General features: G+C 65.2%; 11 protein-coding genes and 1 pseudogene. 4 read left to right on the top strand and 8 right to left on the bottom strand.

Annotation, left to right across the window (positions count from 1 at the left end; all coding sequences use genetic code 11):
- Window positions 1-22: 22 nt before the first annotated feature.
- Together ACUXVH_RS05160 and ACUXVH_RS05155 are read left to right on the top strand one after the other, a co-directional pair.
- Window positions 23-1093, top strand: a pseudogene (locus tag ACUXVH_RS05160) (cache domain-containing protein); the annotation flags it as partial.
- A gap of 21 nt (window positions 1094-1114) precedes the next feature.
- Window positions 1115-1960 (top strand): methyl-accepting chemotaxis protein, encoded by an 846-nt coding sequence (locus tag ACUXVH_RS05155; protein ID WP_370511282.1) that lies wholly within the window; start codon window positions 1115-1117, stop codon window positions 1958-1960.
- A gap of 156 nt (window positions 1961-2116) precedes the next feature.
- Here the strand turns inward: ACUXVH_RS05155 and ACUXVH_RS05150 are convergent, their stop codons facing one another.
- Complete coding sequence (locus tag ACUXVH_RS05150) at window positions 2117-3919, bottom strand: acyl-CoA dehydrogenase (protein ID WP_065364859.1); 1803 nt, start codon at window positions 3917-3919, stop codon at window positions 2117-2119.
- Window positions 3920-4195: 276 nt separating this feature from the next.
- On the bottom strand, window positions 4196-8149 hold the full coding sequence (putA, locus tag ACUXVH_RS05145; protein WP_015633899.1) for a trifunctional transcriptional regulator/proline dehydrogenase/L-glutamate gamma-semialdehyde dehydrogenase: 3954 nt from the start codon (window positions 8147-8149) through the stop codon (window positions 4196-4198).
- An 81-nt stretch (window positions 8150-8230) separates the two neighbouring features.
- On the opposite strand from putA, the gene ACUXVH_RS05140 reads away from it, so the two are divergent.
- Complete coding sequence (locus ACUXVH_RS05140) at window positions 8231-8488, top strand: hypothetical protein (protein ID WP_134532534.1); 258 nt, start codon at window positions 8231-8233, stop codon at window positions 8486-8488.
- A gap of 124 nt (window positions 8489-8612) precedes the next feature.
- Window positions 8613-10097, top strand: coding sequence for a sodium/proline symporter PutP (gene putP, locus ACUXVH_RS05135; RefSeq protein ID WP_011058869.1), 1485 nt, complete (start codon window positions 8613-8615; stop codon window positions 10095-10097).
- 165 nt (window positions 10098-10262) lie between these two features.
- Here the strand turns inward: putP and ACUXVH_RS05130 are convergent, their stop codons facing one another.
- The 6 genes from ACUXVH_RS05130 to ACUXVH_RS05105 all read right to left on the bottom strand — a co-directional run bounded on the left by ACUXVH_RS05130 (window position 10263) and on the right by ACUXVH_RS05105 (window position 17385).
- On the bottom strand, window positions 10263-10757 hold the full coding sequence (locus ACUXVH_RS05130) for a DUF2165 family protein (RefSeq protein WP_011058870.1): 495 nt from the start codon (window positions 10755-10757) through the stop codon (window positions 10263-10265).
- A gap of 108 nt (window positions 10758-10865) precedes the next feature.
- Complete coding sequence (locus tag ACUXVH_RS05125; RefSeq protein ID WP_015633901.1) at window positions 10866-12137, bottom strand: O-acetylhomoserine aminocarboxypropyltransferase/cysteine synthase family protein; 1272 nt, start codon at window positions 12135-12137, stop codon at window positions 10866-10868.
- A gap of 249 nt (window positions 12138-12386) precedes the next feature.
- Entirely contained in the window at window positions 12387-13811 is a 1425-nt protein-coding gene (locus tag ACUXVH_RS05120) for a glycerol kinase (RefSeq protein ID WP_100255272.1), read from the bottom strand.
- Between the two features lie 2 nt (window positions 13812-13813).
- A complete protein-coding gene (locus tag ACUXVH_RS05115; protein WP_065364861.1) occupies window positions 13814-15070 on the bottom strand; it encodes an NAD(P)/FAD-dependent oxidoreductase in 1257 nt (418 codons plus the stop codon).
- A complete protein-coding gene (locus ACUXVH_RS05110) occupies window positions 15057-16463 on the bottom strand; it encodes an NAD(P)/FAD-dependent oxidoreductase (RefSeq protein ID WP_065364862.1) in 1407 nt (468 codons plus the stop codon). Before ACUXVH_RS05110 ends, ACUXVH_RS05115 begins: the two co-directional genes overlap by 14 nt.
- A 157-nt stretch (window positions 16464-16620) precedes the next feature.
- Entirely contained in the window at window positions 16621-17385 is a 765-nt protein-coding gene (locus ACUXVH_RS05105; RefSeq protein WP_011058875.1) for a DeoR/GlpR family DNA-binding transcription regulator, read from the bottom strand.
- Window positions 17386-17689 lie beyond the last annotated feature (304 nt).

The following is a 17689-nucleotide window of genomic DNA, read 5'->3' as shown; positions in this document are numbered from 1 at the left end:
ACCAATAAGAAAGAGGTGTTCCATGCAATTCTGGCGACGCAGTATTCAATGGCAACTGGTCCTCAGCATGGGCTCGGCCCTGCTGGTCAGCCTGCTGGTGGTGGTGGCGGTCTACACCGTGGTGATCAACCACCTGACCCAGAACTACCTGGTGGACAAGGCGCTGCCTTCGAGCATCGAAGCCATGCGCAACGATATCGAACGCATCCTCGCCCAGCCGCTGACGGTCGCCCGGGACATTGCCAGCAACGGCATGCTGCGCGATTGGCTGGCAGGCGGCGAGGATCCGGCCCAGGCCCAGGTGTTCGTCGACTACCTGGAAGGCATCCGCGCCGAAAACCAGGCCTTCACCACCTTGATGGTGGGCACCGCGACCAACCACTACTACAACGAGAAGGGGCTGGATCGCACCCTCAGCCGTTCCAATCCGAAGGACGCCTGGTTCTACAGCTTCATCGACAGCGACAAGCCGCGGCTGCTCAACATCGACACCGATGTGGCCACCGGCGAGTTGGCGATGTTCATCGACATGCGGGTCAAGAAGGACGGCAAGCTGGTGGGGGTGGCCGGGCTCGGGCTGAAGATGCAGGCGCTGTCGCAACTGATCCATGATTTCAGCTTCGGCGAGCACGGCAAGGTCTATCTGGTGCGCGCCGACGGCTTGATCCAGGTTCACCCCGAGGCGCAGTTCAGCGGCAAGCGGCACCTGTCCGAGCAGATCGGCGAGTCGGCCGCCCAGGCGGTCATGGGGCACGAGGGGCTGGCCAGCAGCCGGTTCGTGCGCGACGGCGAAGACTTTGTGGCCCTGAGCCTGCCACTGCGGGGCATGGGGTGGTCGCTGGTGGCCGAGGTGCCCGAAGCGCAGATCTACGCCGATGCCCGGCAAACCTTGTGGCTGACCACCGGCATCGGCCTGGCTATCGCCCTGGTCTGCCTGCTGCTGGTGATCTGGCTGGCTCGCGGCCTGGTGCGGCCGGTACGCCAGGTGACCGCCGGGCTGGTAGCCATCGGCAGCGGTGGTGGCGACCTGACCCTGCGCCTGGATGCCAGCCGGGCCGACGAGCTGGGGGACCTGGCCCGGGGTTTCAATCGTTTTCTCGACAGCCAGCACGGCATGATCGGCGAAGTGCTGGCCACCACCGAGCGTCTGCGCTCATCCGTGGGGCAGGTGGCGGCGGTGGTGGAGAACACTGCCGAGCGCTCGGGGCGGCAGCAGGAAATGACCGACATGGTGGCCACGGCCGTGCACCAGATGGGCCTGACCGTCCAGGACATCGCGCGCAATGCCGGGCAGGCGGCCGATGCGTCCCAGGCGGCCCGGGATGAGGCCCAGCTGGCCCAGGGGGTGGTGGACGGCTCGATCCGGCACATCGAAAGCATGTCCGGGGAAATTGCCCTGGCCGCCAGCGCTGTCAGTGAACTGGCGCATCAGGTGGCCTCCATCGATCAGGTATTGGCGGTGATCCGCGGGGTCTCCGAGCAGACCAACCTGCTGGCCCTCAATGCGGCTATCGAGGCAGCCCGTGCCGGGGAAATGGGCCGAGGCTTTGCCGTGGTGGCGGACGAAGTGCGGACCCTGGCCCAGCGCACCCAGGCTTCCACCGACGAGATCCAGCAGATGATCCAGAGCCTCAAGCAGGGCGCGGAGAATGCCGTGGCCTCCATGCATGCCGGGCAGTCGGCCACGGGTACCGGGGTGCAGTCCAGCCAGCAGACCGGGGCTTCGCTGACAGCGATTACCGGGCAGGTTGAGCACATCAGCGACATGAACCAGCAAGTGGCCACCGCCACCGAGGAGCAGTCGGCGGTGACCGAAGAGATCAACCGCAATGTCCAGGGCATCTCCGATCTGGCCCGGGCCACCGCGGCCGAAGTCCAGGCCTGCCGTGAAGACTGCCGGACCCTGCAGCGCCTCTCCGAGGACCTGGCCCGACAGGTGGGCGGCTTCAAGCTGCACTGACCACCCGCCGCGGTGCGTCAGGCCGGGCGCCTTCGCCGGCAAGCCGGCTCCTACGGGGAGCAATGGCGCCTGGTGCAGGAGCTGGCTTGCCAGCGAACCATGCGCCGCGGTGCGTCAGGCCGGGCGCCTTCGTCGGCAGCCGGCTCCTGGGTGGCCTCAGAACCAGGCGTCCTGCATGCTCAGGCAGGTATCGTCCCGCGCTTCCAGCAGTGCCAGCTCGTGCTGGCAGCCTGGCACTTCCCAGGTCAGGAAGTAGCGCGCGGCCTGCAACTTGCCCAGGTAGAAATCCCGATCCGCCGCCACTGCTCGCGCCAGTCCTTCCTCGGCCCGGATGGCCTGTTCCAGCCAGCGCCAGCCGATCACCGCATGGCCGAAGGCTTTCAGATACAGCGCCGAGTTGGCCAGGGTGGCGGTGACCTTGCCGCTGGCCAGGTCACCCAGCAACCCCAGCGTCACGCTTTGCAGGCGCGTTACCAGTTGTTCCAGGGGCAGGCGCAGGGCGTCCAGTGATTGATGGGCGCGGGCCCGCTCGCCGGTCTCGGCAATCAGGCGTACCAGGCGCTTGAGCCCGGCGCCGCCGTTCTGCGCCAGCTTGCGTCCCAGCAGGTCCAGGGACTGGATGCCGTGGGTGCCTTCGTGAATCGGGTTCAGGCGGTTGTCGCGGTAGTACTGCTCCACCGGGTACTCCCGGGTATAGCCGTGGCCGCCGAGAATCTGGATCGCCAGTTCGTTGGCCTTCAGGCAGAACTCTGAAGGCCAGGACTTGACGATCGGGGTCAGCAGGTCCAGCAGTTCGTGGGCCTGCTGGCGCTCGGCCGCATCGGCCAGGGTGGTGGTGTCGTCAAACAGCCGCGCCGCGTATAGCCCCAGGTCGAAGGCGCCTTCGACGTAGGCCTTCTGGGTCAGCAACATGCGCCGCACATCGGGGTGCTGGATGATCGCCACCGGCGCGGTGCTCGGGTCCTTGCTGTCCGGCAGGCGACCTTGCGGGCGTTCGCGGGCGTATTCCAGGGAGTACAGGTAGCCGGCGTAGCCGAGCATCACCGCACCCATGCCGACGCCGATTCGCGCCTCGTTCATCATCTGGAACATGTAGCTCAGGCCGTGATGGGGCTTGCCCACCAGATAGCCCACGCACTGGCCGTTATCGCCGAAGTTCAGCGCGGTGGAGGTGGTGCCGCGCCAGCCCATCTTGTGGAACAGCCCAGCCAGCAGCACATCGTTGCGCGGCCCCAGGCTGCCGTCGTCGTTGACCAGGAACTTGGGCACGATAAACAGCGAAATGCCCTTCACCCCGGGCGGCGCGTCCGGCAGCTTGGCCAGGACCATGTGCACGATGTTTTCCGACAGCGGGTGGTCGCCGCCGGAAATGAAGATCTTGTTGCCCTTGAGCCGGTAGCTGCCGTCGGCGGCCGGTTCGGCGCGGGTGCGTATATCCGATAGCGACGAGCCGGCATGGGGCTCGGTCAGGGCCATGGTGCCGAAGAAGCGACCGTCGATCATCGGCTGCAGGAAGCGTTGTTTCTGTTCTTCGGTGCCGAAGCTCTCGATCAGGTTGGCGGCGCCCATGGTCAGGAACGGGTAGGAGGTCGAGGCCGCGTTGGCCGCCTGGAAGTGGGCGAAGCAGGCCTGGGACAGCAGGGTTGGCAGTTGCATGCCGCCGGCTTCGAAACTGCGGGCGGCATTCAGGAAGCCGGCTTCGAGGAACGCATCCACCGCCGGTTTCACCTCGGGGATCAGCACCGCCTGGCCGTCTTCGTAGCGTGGCTCGTGCTCATCGCCCTTACGGTTGTGGGGGGCGAAGAACTTCTCGGCGATGCTGCGGGCGGTGCTCAGGGCGGCGTCGAAGGTTTCCCGGTTGTGCTCGGCAAACCGCTCGCGCTGGGTCAGGCCCTCGGCGTCGAGTACCTCATACAGTTCGAAGGCCAGATTGCGGGAACTGAGCAGCGTCTCGGACATGGCGGCATACCTGTGGGATAGGGAATGGGCCGAGTCTAGGCGCGTGAATGAAGGCTGGATAGCAAGATTGATGTGGGTGATAAAGATGCCAAACAGGCACAGCCCCTGTCGCCGCTGCCGAAGGCTGCGATAAGTCCCGCAGGAGCTTCGGCGGCAATGAAATCGCTACGGCCGTTCCGGCCGGTCGCAGCCTGCGGCAGCGGCTACAGGAAATGGCGTCGGGCAAAAAAAGAGCGCCGCTGAGGGCGCTCTTTTCCAGGGTGCTGACTATCGGCTTCAGCCGATGGTCATCAGGCTGGCGTTGCCGCCGGCCGCTGCGGTGTTGACGCTCAAGGCGCGCTCGATCACCAGGCGCTCCAGGGCAATCGCGGTCTCGCCCTGGGACAGGCCCTGGACGCCAACGATGGCACCGGCACGCTGGGCCACCTGCTGGCAGACGCTGCGCAGCTGGTCGGAATCACCGTGGTGCAGGACGGCGTCGAATACCACTTCGTCCTTGCTCCAGTCGGCCACGCGCTGGATGCGTGCCTGGACTTCCTTCGGCAAGCGGGCGAACAGCGCCTTGCTGATCTCGCTTTCCGGCCACACCGCCGAGCCACCGACGGCCAGCACGGCTGCCAGTTGGGTCAGCAGGTCACCCTCGACCTCCGCCAGGCACAGGACGTGCTCGCGGGGCAGGATGGCGTAGCTGTTGCGCTCGCCGGTAGGGCCGGTCAACTGCCGGGTGATGCCGCTCTGGGACTGGCCGGCGAACTGTTTGCACAGGATCGCCAGTTCCGCCAGCTTGCTGCTCTCGGCCCAGGCTTGCAGGGCGTTCAACGGCTTGCTGAGGACTTCGCGCAGGCGCAGGTCCGGGGCGTTCTCGGCGTCGCCACGGGCAAAGGACTGCTCGATGGCATCCACCGGGCGGGTCGACAGCAGGCGGTACAGGTACAGCGGGCCGCCGGCTTTCGGGCCGGTGCCCGACAGGCCTTCGCCGCCGAACGGTTGCACGCCGACCACGGCACCGACGATGTTGCGGTTGACGTAGACGTTACCGGCGTGGACGTTGTCCACCACCTTGGCGATGGTCTCGTCGATCCGGGTGTGCACGCCCAGGGTCAGGCCGTAGCCGGAAGCGTTGATCTGGGCGATCAGCTGGTCGATTTCCTTGCGCTTGTAGCGCACCACGTGCAGCACCGGACCGAAGATCTCGCGCTGCAGCTCGTCAAAGCTTTCCAGCTCGATCAGGGTCGGCATGACAAAGGTGCCGCGCTTGCATTCTTCGCCGTCGGCGATGGCCATCTGGTACACGTTGCGACCTTTGTCGCGCATGGCCTGGATGTGCTTCTCGATGCCGGCCTTGGCTTCGGCGTCGATCACCGGGCCGATGTCCACCGACAGGCGCTCAGGGTTGCCCAGGCGGTTTTCGGCCATGGCGCCCTTGAGCATTTCGATCACGCGGTCGGCGGAATCTTCCTGCAGGCACAGCACGCGCAGGGCCGAGCAACGCTGGCCGGCACTGTCGAAGGCCGAGGACACCACGTCGATGACCACCTGTTCGGTCAGGGCCGAGGAGTCGACGATCATGGCGTTCTGGCCACCGGTTTCGGCGATCAGCGGGATCGGCCGGCCCTGGTTGTCCAGACGCCCGGCGATGTTGCGTTGCAGCAGGCGCGCGACCTCGGTGGAGCCGGTGAACATCACGCCCTTGACGCGCTCGTCACCCACCAGGCGGGCACCGACGCTTTCGCCCTGGCCCGGCAGCAGTTGCAGCACGCCTTCGGGAATCCCGGCTTCGAGCAGCAGGCGCACGGCCTGGGCGGCTACCAGCGGAGTCTGTTCGGCCGGCTTGGCCAATACCGGGTTACCGGCGGCGAGGGCCGCGGCGACCTGGCCACTGAAGATCGCCAGCGGGAAGTTCCATGGGCTGATGCACACCACCGGGCCCAGCGGACGGTGGGCGTCGTTGCTGAAGTCGTTGCGGGCCTGCACCGCGTAGTAACGCAGGAAGTCCACGGCTTCACGCACTTCGGCGATGGCGTTGGCGAAGGTCTTGCCGGCTTCCCGGGCCAGCAGGCCCATCAGCGGCTGGATCTCGCCTTCCATCAGGTCGGCGGCGCGTTCCAGGATTGCAGCGCGTTCGGCCGGCGGCGTGGCCTGCCAGATCGGTGCGGCGTTGAGGGCGCACTGGATGGCGTTGTCGACGTCTTCGACCGTGGCTTCTTGGACATGGCCCACCACGTCGCGATGGTCCGACGGGTTGAGTACCGGCGCCGGGGTTTCGCTGCTGGCGGCGCAACCGAGCATCGGTGCGGCTTTCCAGTTGTTGTGGGCGGTGGCCAGCAGTGCGCAGGACAGCGACGCCAGGCGGTGTTCGTTGGCCATGTCGATGCCGGCGGAGTTGGCCCGCTCGGCGCCATACAGGTCACGCGGCAATGGAATGCGCGGGTGCGGCAGGCCGAAGCCGCCTTCCAGGGTGGCCATCTGTTCGATCTGGGTCACCGGATCGGCCACCAGTTCCTGGATCGAGATCGACTGGTCGGCGATACGGTTGACGAACGAGGTGTTGGCGCCGTTTTCCAGCAGCCGGCGTACCAGGTAGGCCAGCAGGGTTTCGTGGGTGCCCACCGGTGCATAGACGCGGCATGGACGGTTCAGCTTGCCCTCGGCAACCTTGCCCACCACTTGCTCGTACAGCGGTTCGCCCATGCCGTGCAGGCACTGGAACTCGTACTGGCCGGGGTAATAGTTCTGACCGGCAATGTGGTAGATCGCCGACAGAGTGTGGGCGTTGTGGGTGGCGAACTGCGGGTAGATGACTTCCGGCACCGACAGCAGCTTGCGTGCGCAGGCGATGTAGGAAACGTCGGTGTACACCTTGCGGGTGTAGACCGGATAGCCTTCCAGGCCTTCGACCTGGGCGCGCTTGATCTCGCTGTCCCAGTAGGCGCCTTTCACCAGGCGGATCATCAGGCGGTGACGGCTGCGACGGGCCAGATCGATGACATAGTCGATCACGTACGGGCAGCGCTTCTGGTAGGCCTGGATCACGAAGCCGATACCGTTCCAGCCGGTCAGTTGCGGCTCGAAGCACAGGCGCTCCAGCAGGTCCAGGGACAGCTCCAGGCGGTCGGCTTCCTCGGCGTCGATGTTCAGGCCGATGTCGTACTGCTTGGCCAGCAGGGTCAGGGACAGCAGGCGCGGGTACAGCTCTTCCATAACGCGCTCGTACTGGGCGCGGCTGTAGCGCGGGTGCAGGGCCGAGAGCTTGATGGAGATGCCCGGGCCTTCATAGATGCCGCGACCGTGGGAGGCCTTGCCGATGGAGTGGATGGCCTGCTCGTAGGACGCGAGGTACTTCTGTGCGTCGTGCTCGGTCAGTGCGGCTTCGCCGAGCATGTCGTAGGAATAGCGGAAGCCCTTGGCTTCGAACTTGCTGGCGTTGGCCAGGGCTTCGGCGATGGTTTCGCCGGTGACGAACTGTTCGCCCATCAAGCGCATGGCCATGTCCACGCCCTTGCGGATCATCGGCTCGCCGCTCTTGCCGATGATGCGGCTCAGGGAGGAGGTCAGGCCGGCTTCGTTGTGGGTCGACACCAGCTTGCCGGTAAGCAGCAGGCCCCAGGTGGCGGCGTTGACGAACAGCGATGGGCTGTTGCCCAGGTGCGGCTGCCAGTTGCCGGTGCTGATCTTGTCGCGGATCAGCGCGTCACGGGTGCCCTTGTCGGGGATGCGCAGCAGGGCTTCGGCCAGGCACATCAGCGCCACGCCTTCCTGGGACGACAGGGAGAACTCCTGCAGCAGGCCCTGGACGATACCGGCACGGCCGCCGGCGCTCTTCTGGTTGCGCAGCTTCTCGGCGATCGAGGCGGCCAGCTTGTTTGCGGCTTCGGCGGTGGCGGCCGGCAAGCGCGCCTGCTCCAGCAGCATCGGCACCACTTCCGGTTCCGGGCGGCGGTAGGCGGCGGTGATCGAGGCGCGCAGCACCGACTGCGGGAGAATGCTTTCGGCGAACTCCAGGAAGCATTGGTGAGCGTGATCGGTCTGTACCTCGCCGGCATCCTCGCCGTCTTTGGCGGTGGCACTGCTCAGCTCGGTCAGGGTTGCACCACCCTCGAGTTTTTCCAGGTAATTGAAAATCGCCTGCTTGATCAGCCAGTGCGGCGTACGATCGATCGAGGCCGCGGCGGCCTTGAGGCGCTCGCGGGTAGGGTCGTCGAGTTTGACCCCGAGGGTGGTGGTAGCCATATTTTTATCCTCATGTTTGCCACGCACGTGTGGCATCAGCTGGCGGCAAGATTATCCGTGCACTGCAATAGGTGCAACCGGGTGCAACCCATTTTTAGCTGGAAAAAGAAGCAGCTTGTCAGGAATAAAATTCCTGCACGGAGTGGCTTGCCTCCTACTGGTGCCTTTACTTCTGAAAACGCCATTTTTTGCTCCAAAAAGGAGCAAAAGCGTCGTCAACGACCAGTTTTTGGACAAGGTGCAACTGATTCGGCGCAAATTGGTTGCACCTTGTTCGTCTTGTTGCATAGGATTCGCGGCCAAGGTGCAACCGTCCTGCAGGACTGGTTCATCGGCTGATGGCTTTCCTGGGGAAACATCAGTCATAAATGCGCGGCCCGCCTGATCGTCTCCCAAGCGTCATCGTTTGGCGGCGGGTGGCAGTGGCCGCCGCACCATAAAAACAAAGCCAGGGCGTAACTCAATGAGTGCAAGCAATCCAACCTTGATCACCTTCGTGATCTACATCGCGGCAATGGTGCTGATCGGCTTCATGGCCTATCGCTCCACCAACAACCTTTCCGACTACATTCTTGGCGGCCGCAGCCTCGGCAGCGTGGTCACCGCGCTTTCCGCCGGTGCTTCCGACATGAGTGGCTGGCTGCTGATGGGCCTGCCGGGCGCCATCTACATGTCCGGTCTTTCGGAAAGCTGGATCGCCATCGGCCTGATCGTCGGTGCCTACCTCAACTGGCTGTTCGTGGCCGGCCGCCTGCGGGTGCAGACCGAACACAACGGTGACGCGCTGACCCTGCCGGACTACTTCTCCAGCCGCTTTGAAGACAAGAGCGGCCTGCTGCGGATCATCTCTGCGGTGGTGATCCTGGTGTTCTTCACCATCTACTGCGCCTCCGGCATCGTCGCCGGTGCCCGCCTGTTCGAAAGCACTTTCGGCATGCCCTACGAGACAGCGCTGTGGGCCGGTGCGGCGGCAACCATTGCCTACACCTTCGTGGGTGGTTTCCTGGCAGTGAGCTGGACCGATACCGTCCAGGCCACGCTGATGATCTTCGCTCTGATCCTGACGCCGATCATCGTGCTGCTGGCGACCGGTGGTGTGGACACCACCTTCCTGGCCATCGAAGCCAAGGACCCGACCAATTTCGACATGCTCAAGAACACCACCTTCATCGGCGTCATCTCGCTGATGGGCTGGGGCCTGGGCTACTTCGGCCAGCCGCATATCCTGGCGCGCTTCATGGCCGCCGATTCGGTGAAGTCGATTGCCAAGGCCCGTCGCATCTCCATGACCTGGATGATCCTGTGCCTGGGCGGCACCGTGGCGGTGGGCTTCTTCGGTATCGCCTATTTCTCGGCGCACCCTGAGGTGGCCGGCCCTGTGACCGAAAACCCTGAGCGGGTGTTCATCGAACTGGCCAAGCTGCTGTTCAACCCATGGATCGCGGGTGTGCTGCTGTCGGCCATCCTGGCGGCAGTCATGAGTACCCTGAGCTGCCAGCTGCTGGTGTGCTCCAGTGCCCTGACCGAAGACTTCTACAAAGCCTTCCTGCGCAAGCACGCTTCCCAGCTGGAACTGGTGTGGGTCGGCCGCGCCATGGTGCTGGTGGTGGCGCTGATCGCCATTGCCATGGCCGCCAACCCGGAAAACCGCGTGCTGGGCCTGGTGAGCTATGCCTGGGCCGGGTTCGGCGCGGCCTTCGGCCCCGTGGTACTGATTTCGGTGATCTGGAAAGGCATGACCCGTGACGGCGCGCTGGCCGGCATCATCGTCGGTGCCGTCACTGTGATCCTGTGGAAGCATTTCGCTCTGCTGGGCCTGTACGAAATCATCCCGGGCTTCATCTTCGCCAGCCTGGCGATCCTGCTGGTGAGCAAGATGGGCACGCCGAGCGCCGGCATGGTCCAGCGCTTCGAAGCGGCCGAGAAGGATTTCAAGCTCAACCACTGAGTGCGCAAATCCTGCCCTGATTCCCCGGGGCGATGAAGAACGGCCCGCTGCGTCACCGCAGCGGGCCGTTTTTTTTTGCGTCCCGTAGCCGCTGCCGCAGGCTGCTAACGAGGGGCGCTCGGAGGGACCGCAAGGCCTCGCCATGGCTCGGCTGCGACTATAGGGTCAGTGCAGCTCGGTGTCGGGCTGGTTGAGGAATATCAGCACGCCCAGGATCGCCATGTAGAACTTGAACGCCGCGTCCTGGCCGTTCCAGGCCTTGGACTGCCACATCATGAACCACTCGCCGCCGACCACCATGAAACCGAAGAACCAGACGCAGAAGCCCAGGCAGAAGCCGGCAATGGCCCAGCGCTTGGCGCGGTTGAAGTCGCTGGCGACACCGTGCCGGGCCAGCCACAGGCGCAGGGCGCCAAACACCAGCAGCGCGCCGGTCAGGGCTTCGCCGGCGATGATCAGCCAGTAACCGGCATTCCACAGCAGCGGCAAGGTCAGGGCGCGGTCGGTGGCGCTGTTGCCAGGGAAGACGCTGTCCATGCTCAGCACGTGCTGGACAAAGGCGAAGTTGGAACCGTAGTCGCTGATGTTGTTGTAGGCCACCAGCAGGGCGAAGGCCGCCACTGCCAGGGTCATGGTGATCTTGACGTAACGCACAATCATGTCGGGTTCCTTTGCGGGTGATCAAGGGTCCTGGGGGCTGGAGAGGGGAGAGGCGTGGGTGCCAACGCGCTAGGCAATGGCCCTGGCGCAGAACGCCAGGGCCGGGGATCAGGCTTGTTGCAGTGCCTGGTCCAGGTCTTCGAGCAGGTCTTCGATGGCCTCGATGCCCACCGAGAGACGGATCATCTCCGGCTTGACCCCGGCCTTGGCCTGCTCTTCTTCGTTCATCTGCCGGTGAGTGGTGGACGCCGGGTGGCAAGCCAGGGACTTGGCGTCGCCGATGTTCACCAGGCGCTTGAAGATCTGCAGCGCATCGTAGAAGCGCACGCCCGCGGCATAGCCGCCCTTGAGGCCGAAGGAGAGGATCGCCGATGGCTTGCCCTGCATGTATTTGCGCGCCAGTTCATGGTGCGGGTGGTCGGGCAGGCCGGCGTAGCTGACCCAGGCCACCAGCGGGTGGGCCTTGAGGAACTGCGCCACCTTGAGGGCGTTGTCGGTGTGGCGTTCCATGCGCAGGGCCAGGGTTTCCAGGCCTTGCAGCAACAGGAAGGCGTTCATCGGCGCCAATGCTGCGCCGGTGTTGCGCAGCGGCACGGTGCGGGCCCGGGCGATAAAGGCGGCGGGGCCGAACTTCTCGGTGTAGACCACGCCGTGGTAGGCCGGCTCCGGGGTGTTGAGGCTGGCGAACTTCTGCGGGTGGTCGGCCCAGGGGAAGTTGCCGCTGTCGACGATCACCCCGCCCAGGGAGTTGCCGTGACCGCCGACGTACTTGGTCACCGAGTGCACCACGATGTCGGCGCCGAACTGGATCGGCTTGCACAGGATCGGCGTGGCCACGGTGTTGTCCACCATCAGTGGCACGTTACGGGCGTGGGCGGCCTGGGCCAGGCCCTCGATATCGACGATGTTGCCCGCGGGGTTGCCGATGCTCTCGCAGTACACCAGCTTGGTCTTGTCGTCGATCAGCTCGGCAATGGCCTCGGCCGAGTCGTCCCGGGCGAAGCGTACTTCGACCCCGAAGCTGGGCAGCAGGTGGGCGAACAGGGTGTAGGTGCCGCCGTACAGCTGGGGCGTAGAGACGATATTGTCCCCAGCCTGGGTCAGGGTCTGGATCGCGTAGTGGATGGCGGCACTGCCGGCGGCCACCGCCAGCCCGGCGATCCCGCCTTCCAGGGCGGCCATGCGCTGTTCCAGCACATCGTTGGTGGGGTTCATGATGCGGGTGTAGATGTTGCCGGGCACATCGAGGTTGAACAGGTCAGCGCCGTGCTGGGCATTGTCGAACTCGAAGGCGACGTTCTGGTAGATGGGCACGGCCACGGCCTTGGTGGTCGGGTCCGACTTGAATCCATGGTGCAGCGCAATCGTTGCGTCTTTCATAAATCCTCGACTAAGGGCTTGTCACCAAGCGGTAACAGACCCTGGCTAATCCATTAATGAGCACAGCCAGGCAGGTCGTGTGCCCGCGCAGCAGTCAGTGGTCCCGTGTGTCTGAGTCGCCAGCAACCGTTTGATGTGCCCGCCGCTTGGCCGCGGGCAGGCGCGTCAGTGTCCAATAGGCGCGGCGGATGGGCAAGGGTCCCGAGGTGCGGCAGGAAAGGGCCGGCCATCCATGGCCGGCGGGCGGTTTCAGCGCGGCTGGGACCAGCCCTGGGAGCGCTTGACCGCGGTGCTGAAGGTGCAGCGCCAGGCGTCTGCCGTGGCCCGGTCGATACGCGGCCGGTAGTCGGTGCGGGTGTTGTCCAGCTCTGGCAACTCCAGCCCCAGGCCGCGGGCGGCGAGGGCGGCGCAGCCCAGGGCGGTGAGTTCGTCGAAGCGCTGGGTGACTATGGTGCGTTGCAGGATATCGGCCAGGAACTGGGCGAAATACGGGCTGCGGGCCAGGCCGCCGTCAATCGACAACTGGTCGGTGACGTTGAGGTGATCGTCCATCGCCGTGATCACTTCCGCGCTGCGCAGGGCCACGCCTTCCAGTACCGCCTGGCACAGGTCCTGGCGAGTGGTGGCGGCGTTCATGCCGATCCACACCGCCCCCGCACTGCGGTCCCAGTGCGGGCAGGCAAGCCCGGACAAGGCCGGGACAAACGCCAGCTCGCGGGAAATCGCCGGTGGCTGATCGAAGGCTGCCAGTTCCGAGAAGTCGCTGAACAGGCCCAGGCGCCCGGCCCATTCCACTGCGGCGCTGGCGTCGTACACGCCACCGTCCATGGCATACACCGGTTTGCCGTCGGCCTGCCAGGCGACGGTGGCCAGCAGGCCTTTCTCCGGGGCGCGAATGATCTGTTCGCCTGTGACTGTCAGGGCGAAGGCGCCGGTGCCGAAGGTGATCTTGGCGTCCCCCGGCTCCCGGCAGCCGTGACCGTACAGCGAGGCTTGCTGGTCGACCACCGAGGCGCTGATGGGGGTCTGGCCGATGCGTCCGAAGTCGCCGACCGTGGCGCGGATTTCCGGCAGGGCCTGCAGGGGCACGCCGAACAGCTGGCACAACTGCGGGTCCCACTGGCCGGTGGCGAGATTCATCAGCGAGGTGCGCGAGGCGGTGGTGATGTCTGTGGCGTAGACCCCGGTCAGGCGATCGAGAAAGTAGGCATCGGTGGTGCCCAGGCGCAGGCGGCCGGCACTCAGGGCGGCCTGTGCCGCCGGCAGGTTGTCGACGATCCAGGCCAGTTTGCTGGCGGAGAAGTAGGCATCCAGGGGCAGCCCGGCCCGTTCCAGGGTCAGGGCTTCGGCGCCGCTGGCGCGCAGTTCTTCGATGCGCGCGGTGCTGCGGTTGTCCTGCCAGACGATCACCGGCGACAGCGGCGCGCCACTGACGGCGTCCCAGGCCAGGCAACTTTCACCCTGGTTGGCCAGGCCGATGGCGTCGACCCGGCCGGTGGCTTCCAGGCAGCGTTGCAGGTTGGCCAGCAGCTCCAGCGGGTCGTGTTCGACCCAGCCCGGGCGCGGGTGATGCTGCTGGTGGCGCAGCGCCAGTTGGATATCGGCACGGCCTTGCATGTCCACGACCAGTACGCGGGTGCTGGTGGTGCCCTGGTCAAGTGCGGCTATTCGCATGGTCATTTCTCTTGTTGTGGGACGGCCTGGTCGATGCAGATGTCCAGTTGGTCGAAATGTTCCGGCAGGTGCAGGTCCTTGATGGGGATCAGCAGGCGCCGTTCCGGCAGTGCCGAGACCGGTCGGCTCCAGAGCTCCAGGCCCTGGGCGCGGACCCGCAGGGTGCCACTGACCGCCTGGCTGACCCGCAACTGGATGTGCGCCAGGCCCGCCAGTTCGCCGCGCACCAGGCGGCCCGGCACGCCGAGCTTGATCGGGGCGGCGTACTTCAGGGTCAGGGCGTCATTGGCATCGGGTAGCTGGCCGCTCAGGGCCAGGGCCATCAGGCTGCCGATGCGCCGCCCTTCGCGGTAGGACCAGCCGGCCGTCTCGATCGGCCGCAGCAGGTTGCCGGCGGCAAAGTAGGCCGGGTCCGAACAGCGGCCGTACTGGTCGATCTTCGGCCCCCCGCTGCCATTGTCCAGTTGCAGGTGGCTCAGGCGCACCAGGCTCGACTCCGGGGTGAACTGGCCGGTGAGCAGCACGCCGTCGCAGGAAATGTCGCGAACCTGGCCGTCGGCCAGGCGCACCCGGGCCGACTCCACCCGGCCACACCCATTGATCGCCAGCAGCTCGGCGCCAAAGTGCATGGGGATGCCCAGCAACCTTGGGAACACCGACAGCGGCCAGCGGGCGGTGGCTCGTTTATTGGCTTCCAGCACCGCCACCGGACGGATACCGGCGCGTCGGCAACTGAGCACGGCAGACAGGCTGACCAGTTCGGTGCCGATGATCAGCGGCCGCTCGAAAGGCTTGAGGTGCTGCACATAGAGGAAGTTCTGCAAGGCCCCGGTGTTGATCACCCCCACCGGGCGGTCGCCGGACAGCAGGCGTGCCGAGCGCGGGGTTTCCCGGGCGCCGGTGGCGATCAGCACCTTCTGTGCCTGGATCTGCCGTGGCCCGTCTGGAGTGGCAAGGCGCAACAGGCCGCCGGGCTCCAGGCTGACCACCGTGTGTCGCAGCAGCAGGATCACGCCGGCTTTCAGCGCGGCTTCGACATTGCGCCGGGCATAGGCCGGGCCGCTGAGAAGGCGCTGGTACTCGCGCATGCCGAAGGGCGGGTGGGCACAGTGCCGGGGAATGCCGCCGGCTTCGCTTTCACGTTCGATGACAATCACCGGGCCGATACCCTGGCGCCGCAGTTCGATAGCCGCGGCCAGGCCCGCCGGGCCGCTGCCGATAATGGCCGCTTCGGCCTGAAGAAGTTCAGTGCTGTTCATGGCAACGACCTGTGGCAAGAGGGACGGCCAGTTGGCTGGCGCTGAGTTCGGCGACCTGGGCCGAGCAATAGAAACCCTGGCAGCGGCCCATGCAGGCGCGGGTGCGGCGCTTGAGCCCGCCCAGGTCGCCAGGTGGCAGGGGGCTGTGCAGGGCGCTTTCTATTTCGCGCCGGGTCACCAGTTCGCAATGGCAGATGATTTCGCCATAGCCGGGGCGCTGCCAGTCGCGGGGCAAGTGCTCTGCCAGATTGGGCATCTGTGGCCAGACCGGTTCGCGCACCGGCTGGTGCTGGCGGCGCTGGCTGTACAGGCCGTAGACATGCCGGGCAATACCCAGGGCGGCGGTGAGCCCGGTGGAGCGGATGCCGCCGACGGTGATCCAGTGCCGGGCGTGGTCGGCCTGGATCCGGTACTCCTTCTTTTCGCTGGCGGGGCGCAGCCCGGCGTAGGTGGCGGTGACCGGCATCCCGGCGAGGGCGGGAATCCGCTCCACGGCGGCATCGATCAGGCTTTGCAGGGTCGGGCCGTCGAGCCCCGCATGCACGCGGTCCTCCTGCTCTTCGGCGGTGGGGCCCACCAGCAGGTTGCCGTACACCGTGCGGGTCAGGACTATGCCCTTGGTGCGCTCGTTGGGTACCGGCAGGACGATGCGCTCCAGCAGTGTGGCCGCGGCCTTGTCGAAGACCACGAACTGGCCCTTGCGCGGCATGATGCGAAATTCGCTGTGGCCCAGCAGGTTGTGTTCCAGGGTGTCGCCGAACAGCCCGGCGCAGTTGATCACCTGGGCGCTGCGCAGGGTGCCCCGGTTGGTGTGCAGGGTCCAGGCGTCGCCATCGAACTGGCCTTGCTGCACCTCGCATTGCAACTGTACGCGGGCGCCATGGGCCATGGCCTGCTGCAGGTAACCCAGGGGGGCGGACCAGGGGTCGATCAGGTGCTCGTCGGGGACCAGTACCGCGCCCACGGCGTGATTGGCCAGGTGCGGCTCCAGGGCGAGGATCTCGCTGCGTTCCAGCAGGCGTACGTTGTCTACCCCATTGGCCTGGGCCTGGGCGAGGATCCCCGGCAGCCTGGCCTGGTCCTCGGCGTTCCAGGCCACTACCAGCGCGCCACTCTTGAGCAGTGGCAGGTTCATGGCCGAGTGGATTTCCAGGTATTCCTGGTAGCCGGCCTGCATGCACTGCAGTTCCAGGCTGCCACTGGGGGCGTCGAAGCCGGTGTGCAGGATGGCGCTGTTGGCCTTGCTGGCGCCGGAGAGAATGTCGCTGCCCTTTTCCAGCAGCACCACCCGTGCGCCTTCGAGGGCGAAGCGCCGGGCCATGGCGCAACCGACGACCCCGCCACCGACGATGGCCACATCGAAAGTCACATTGTTCGGATAAAGTTCGGTCATATAAATGCCTGTTTCCTGCGGTAACACCCAAGGATCTGTGCAGGAATCAAAGCATAATGCGGGCCATGATTGTTGTTTTTATTTTCTATTCGGTCATATATCGGTCATTTGGTTGTGGTTTTCGGTGATGGCCATCACCTGTGGCAACGGCCCTGGTTCAGGGCTGTGGCACCAGATGCACCTCCACGCCCGCTTTCTCCAGGGCCGCCAGCAGCTCCGGGCCGGGCTGGCGGTCGATTACCAGGCGGTCTATGCGCTCCAGCGGGAACACCTTGAACAGGCCGCGGCGTTCCAGCTTCGAAGAGTCGGCGATCACCGTCAGCTGGCGGGCCTGGGCAATCATGGCGCGGGCCACTTCGGCTTCTTCGATGGAGAAGTCCATGGCGCCGTCTTCATTCAGTGCGCCAATGGTGATCACCGCGTGCTCGGCGTTGAAACGGGTGATCTGTTCCAGGGCCAGGGTGCCGACGTTCTGTGTCGAGTCGGGGCGATATTCACCACCGATCATGAACACCCGATTGCCCGACTCGCCAATGCAGCCGGCAATCGGCAGGGAGTTGGTGATCACCGTCAGGCGGGTGTGCTGCGCCAGTTCCCGGGCGAAGAACAGGGTGGTGGTGCCGGTATCGATGAAGATGCTGTCGCCCGCGCAGAACAGGCCGGCGGCGTAGCGGCCGATGGCGCGCTTCTCCTGGGCGTGTTCGTTCATGCGGGTCTGGAAGGTGTTTTCGTGCTCGCCGGTAGGGGGCAGGGCCGCGCCACCGTGGAACTTGGTGACCAGGCCGCTTTCCGCCAGGTCGCTGAGGTCGCGGCGGATGGTTTCCTGGGACGTGGCAGTGATGCGCGCCAGCTCTTCCACAGAAATCCGCTCCCGTTGCCGCAGGAGTTCGAGAATGTGCTGTCGTCGTTCGTTGGGGCGCATGGTGTTTTCCGTTTAGTGGTACTTCGCCACACAAATGGGCATTTTTTGTTACTTACGCACACTCCTGGTTCAGGAATGTGCTGATTCGGTCAAATTCGATGGAAAAGTTAAGCATTTACTTGCACGTTTCACAATGGCCTGCAGTCATGGGGTTGGCTCCGGACTCACGGCAGGTCGGGCCAATGTTGCGAAGATGAATTGACCGAAATATGGTTGTTTTAAAGTAAAAACCACAACTAATACACATTGTGGCACGGGATGTGCCCTGTATTTCATCACCTGGTTCATCGTTCTCCTTGGCGAT

The sequence above is a fragment of the Pseudomonas sp. 8(2025) genome (genome assembly GCF_052665325.1).
The sequence above is the reverse complement of the archived record's forward strand: the minus strand, read 5'-3'. Positions and strand labels throughout refer to the sequence as shown.

What these genes read in the sequence shown, in the direction of transcription:
- ACUXVH_RS05155 (WP_370511282.1), top strand. Translation starts at nt 1,115, where the DNA reads ATGATCGGCGAAGTGCTGGCCACCACCGAGCGTCTGCGCTCATCCGTG.
- ACUXVH_RS05150 (WP_065364859.1), bottom strand. Translation starts at nt 3,919, where the DNA reads ATGTCCGAGACGCTGCTCAGTTCCCGCAATCTGGCCTTCGAACTGTAT.
- putA (WP_015633899.1), bottom strand. Translation starts at nt 8,149, where the DNA reads ATGGCTACCACCACCCTCGGGGTCAAACTCGACGACCCTACCCGCGAG.
- putP (WP_011058869.1), top strand. Translation starts at nt 8,613, where the DNA reads ATGAGTGCAAGCAATCCAACCTTGATCACCTTCGTGATCTACATCGCG.
- ACUXVH_RS05130 (WP_011058870.1), bottom strand. Translation starts at nt 10,757, where the DNA reads ATGATTGTGCGTTACGTCAAGATCACCATGACCCTGGCAGTGGCGGCC.
- ACUXVH_RS05125 (WP_015633901.1), bottom strand. Translation starts at nt 12,137, where the DNA reads ATGAAAGACGCAACGATTGCGCTGCACCATGGATTCAAGTCGGACCCG.
- ACUXVH_RS05120 (WP_100255272.1), bottom strand. Translation starts at nt 13,811, where the DNA reads ATGCGAATAGCCGCACTTGACCAGGGCACCACCAGCACCCGCGTACTG.
- ACUXVH_RS05115 (WP_065364861.1), bottom strand. Translation starts at nt 15,070, where the DNA reads ATGAACAGCACTGAACTTCTTCAGGCCGAAGCGGCCATTATCGGCAGC.
- ACUXVH_RS05110 (WP_065364862.1), bottom strand. Translation starts at nt 16,463, where the DNA reads ATGACCGAACTTTATCCGAACAATGTGACTTTCGATGTGGCCATCGTC.
- ACUXVH_RS05105 (WP_011058875.1), bottom strand. Translation starts at nt 17,385, where the DNA reads ATGCGCCCCAACGAACGACGACAGCACATTCTCGAACTCCTGCGGCAA.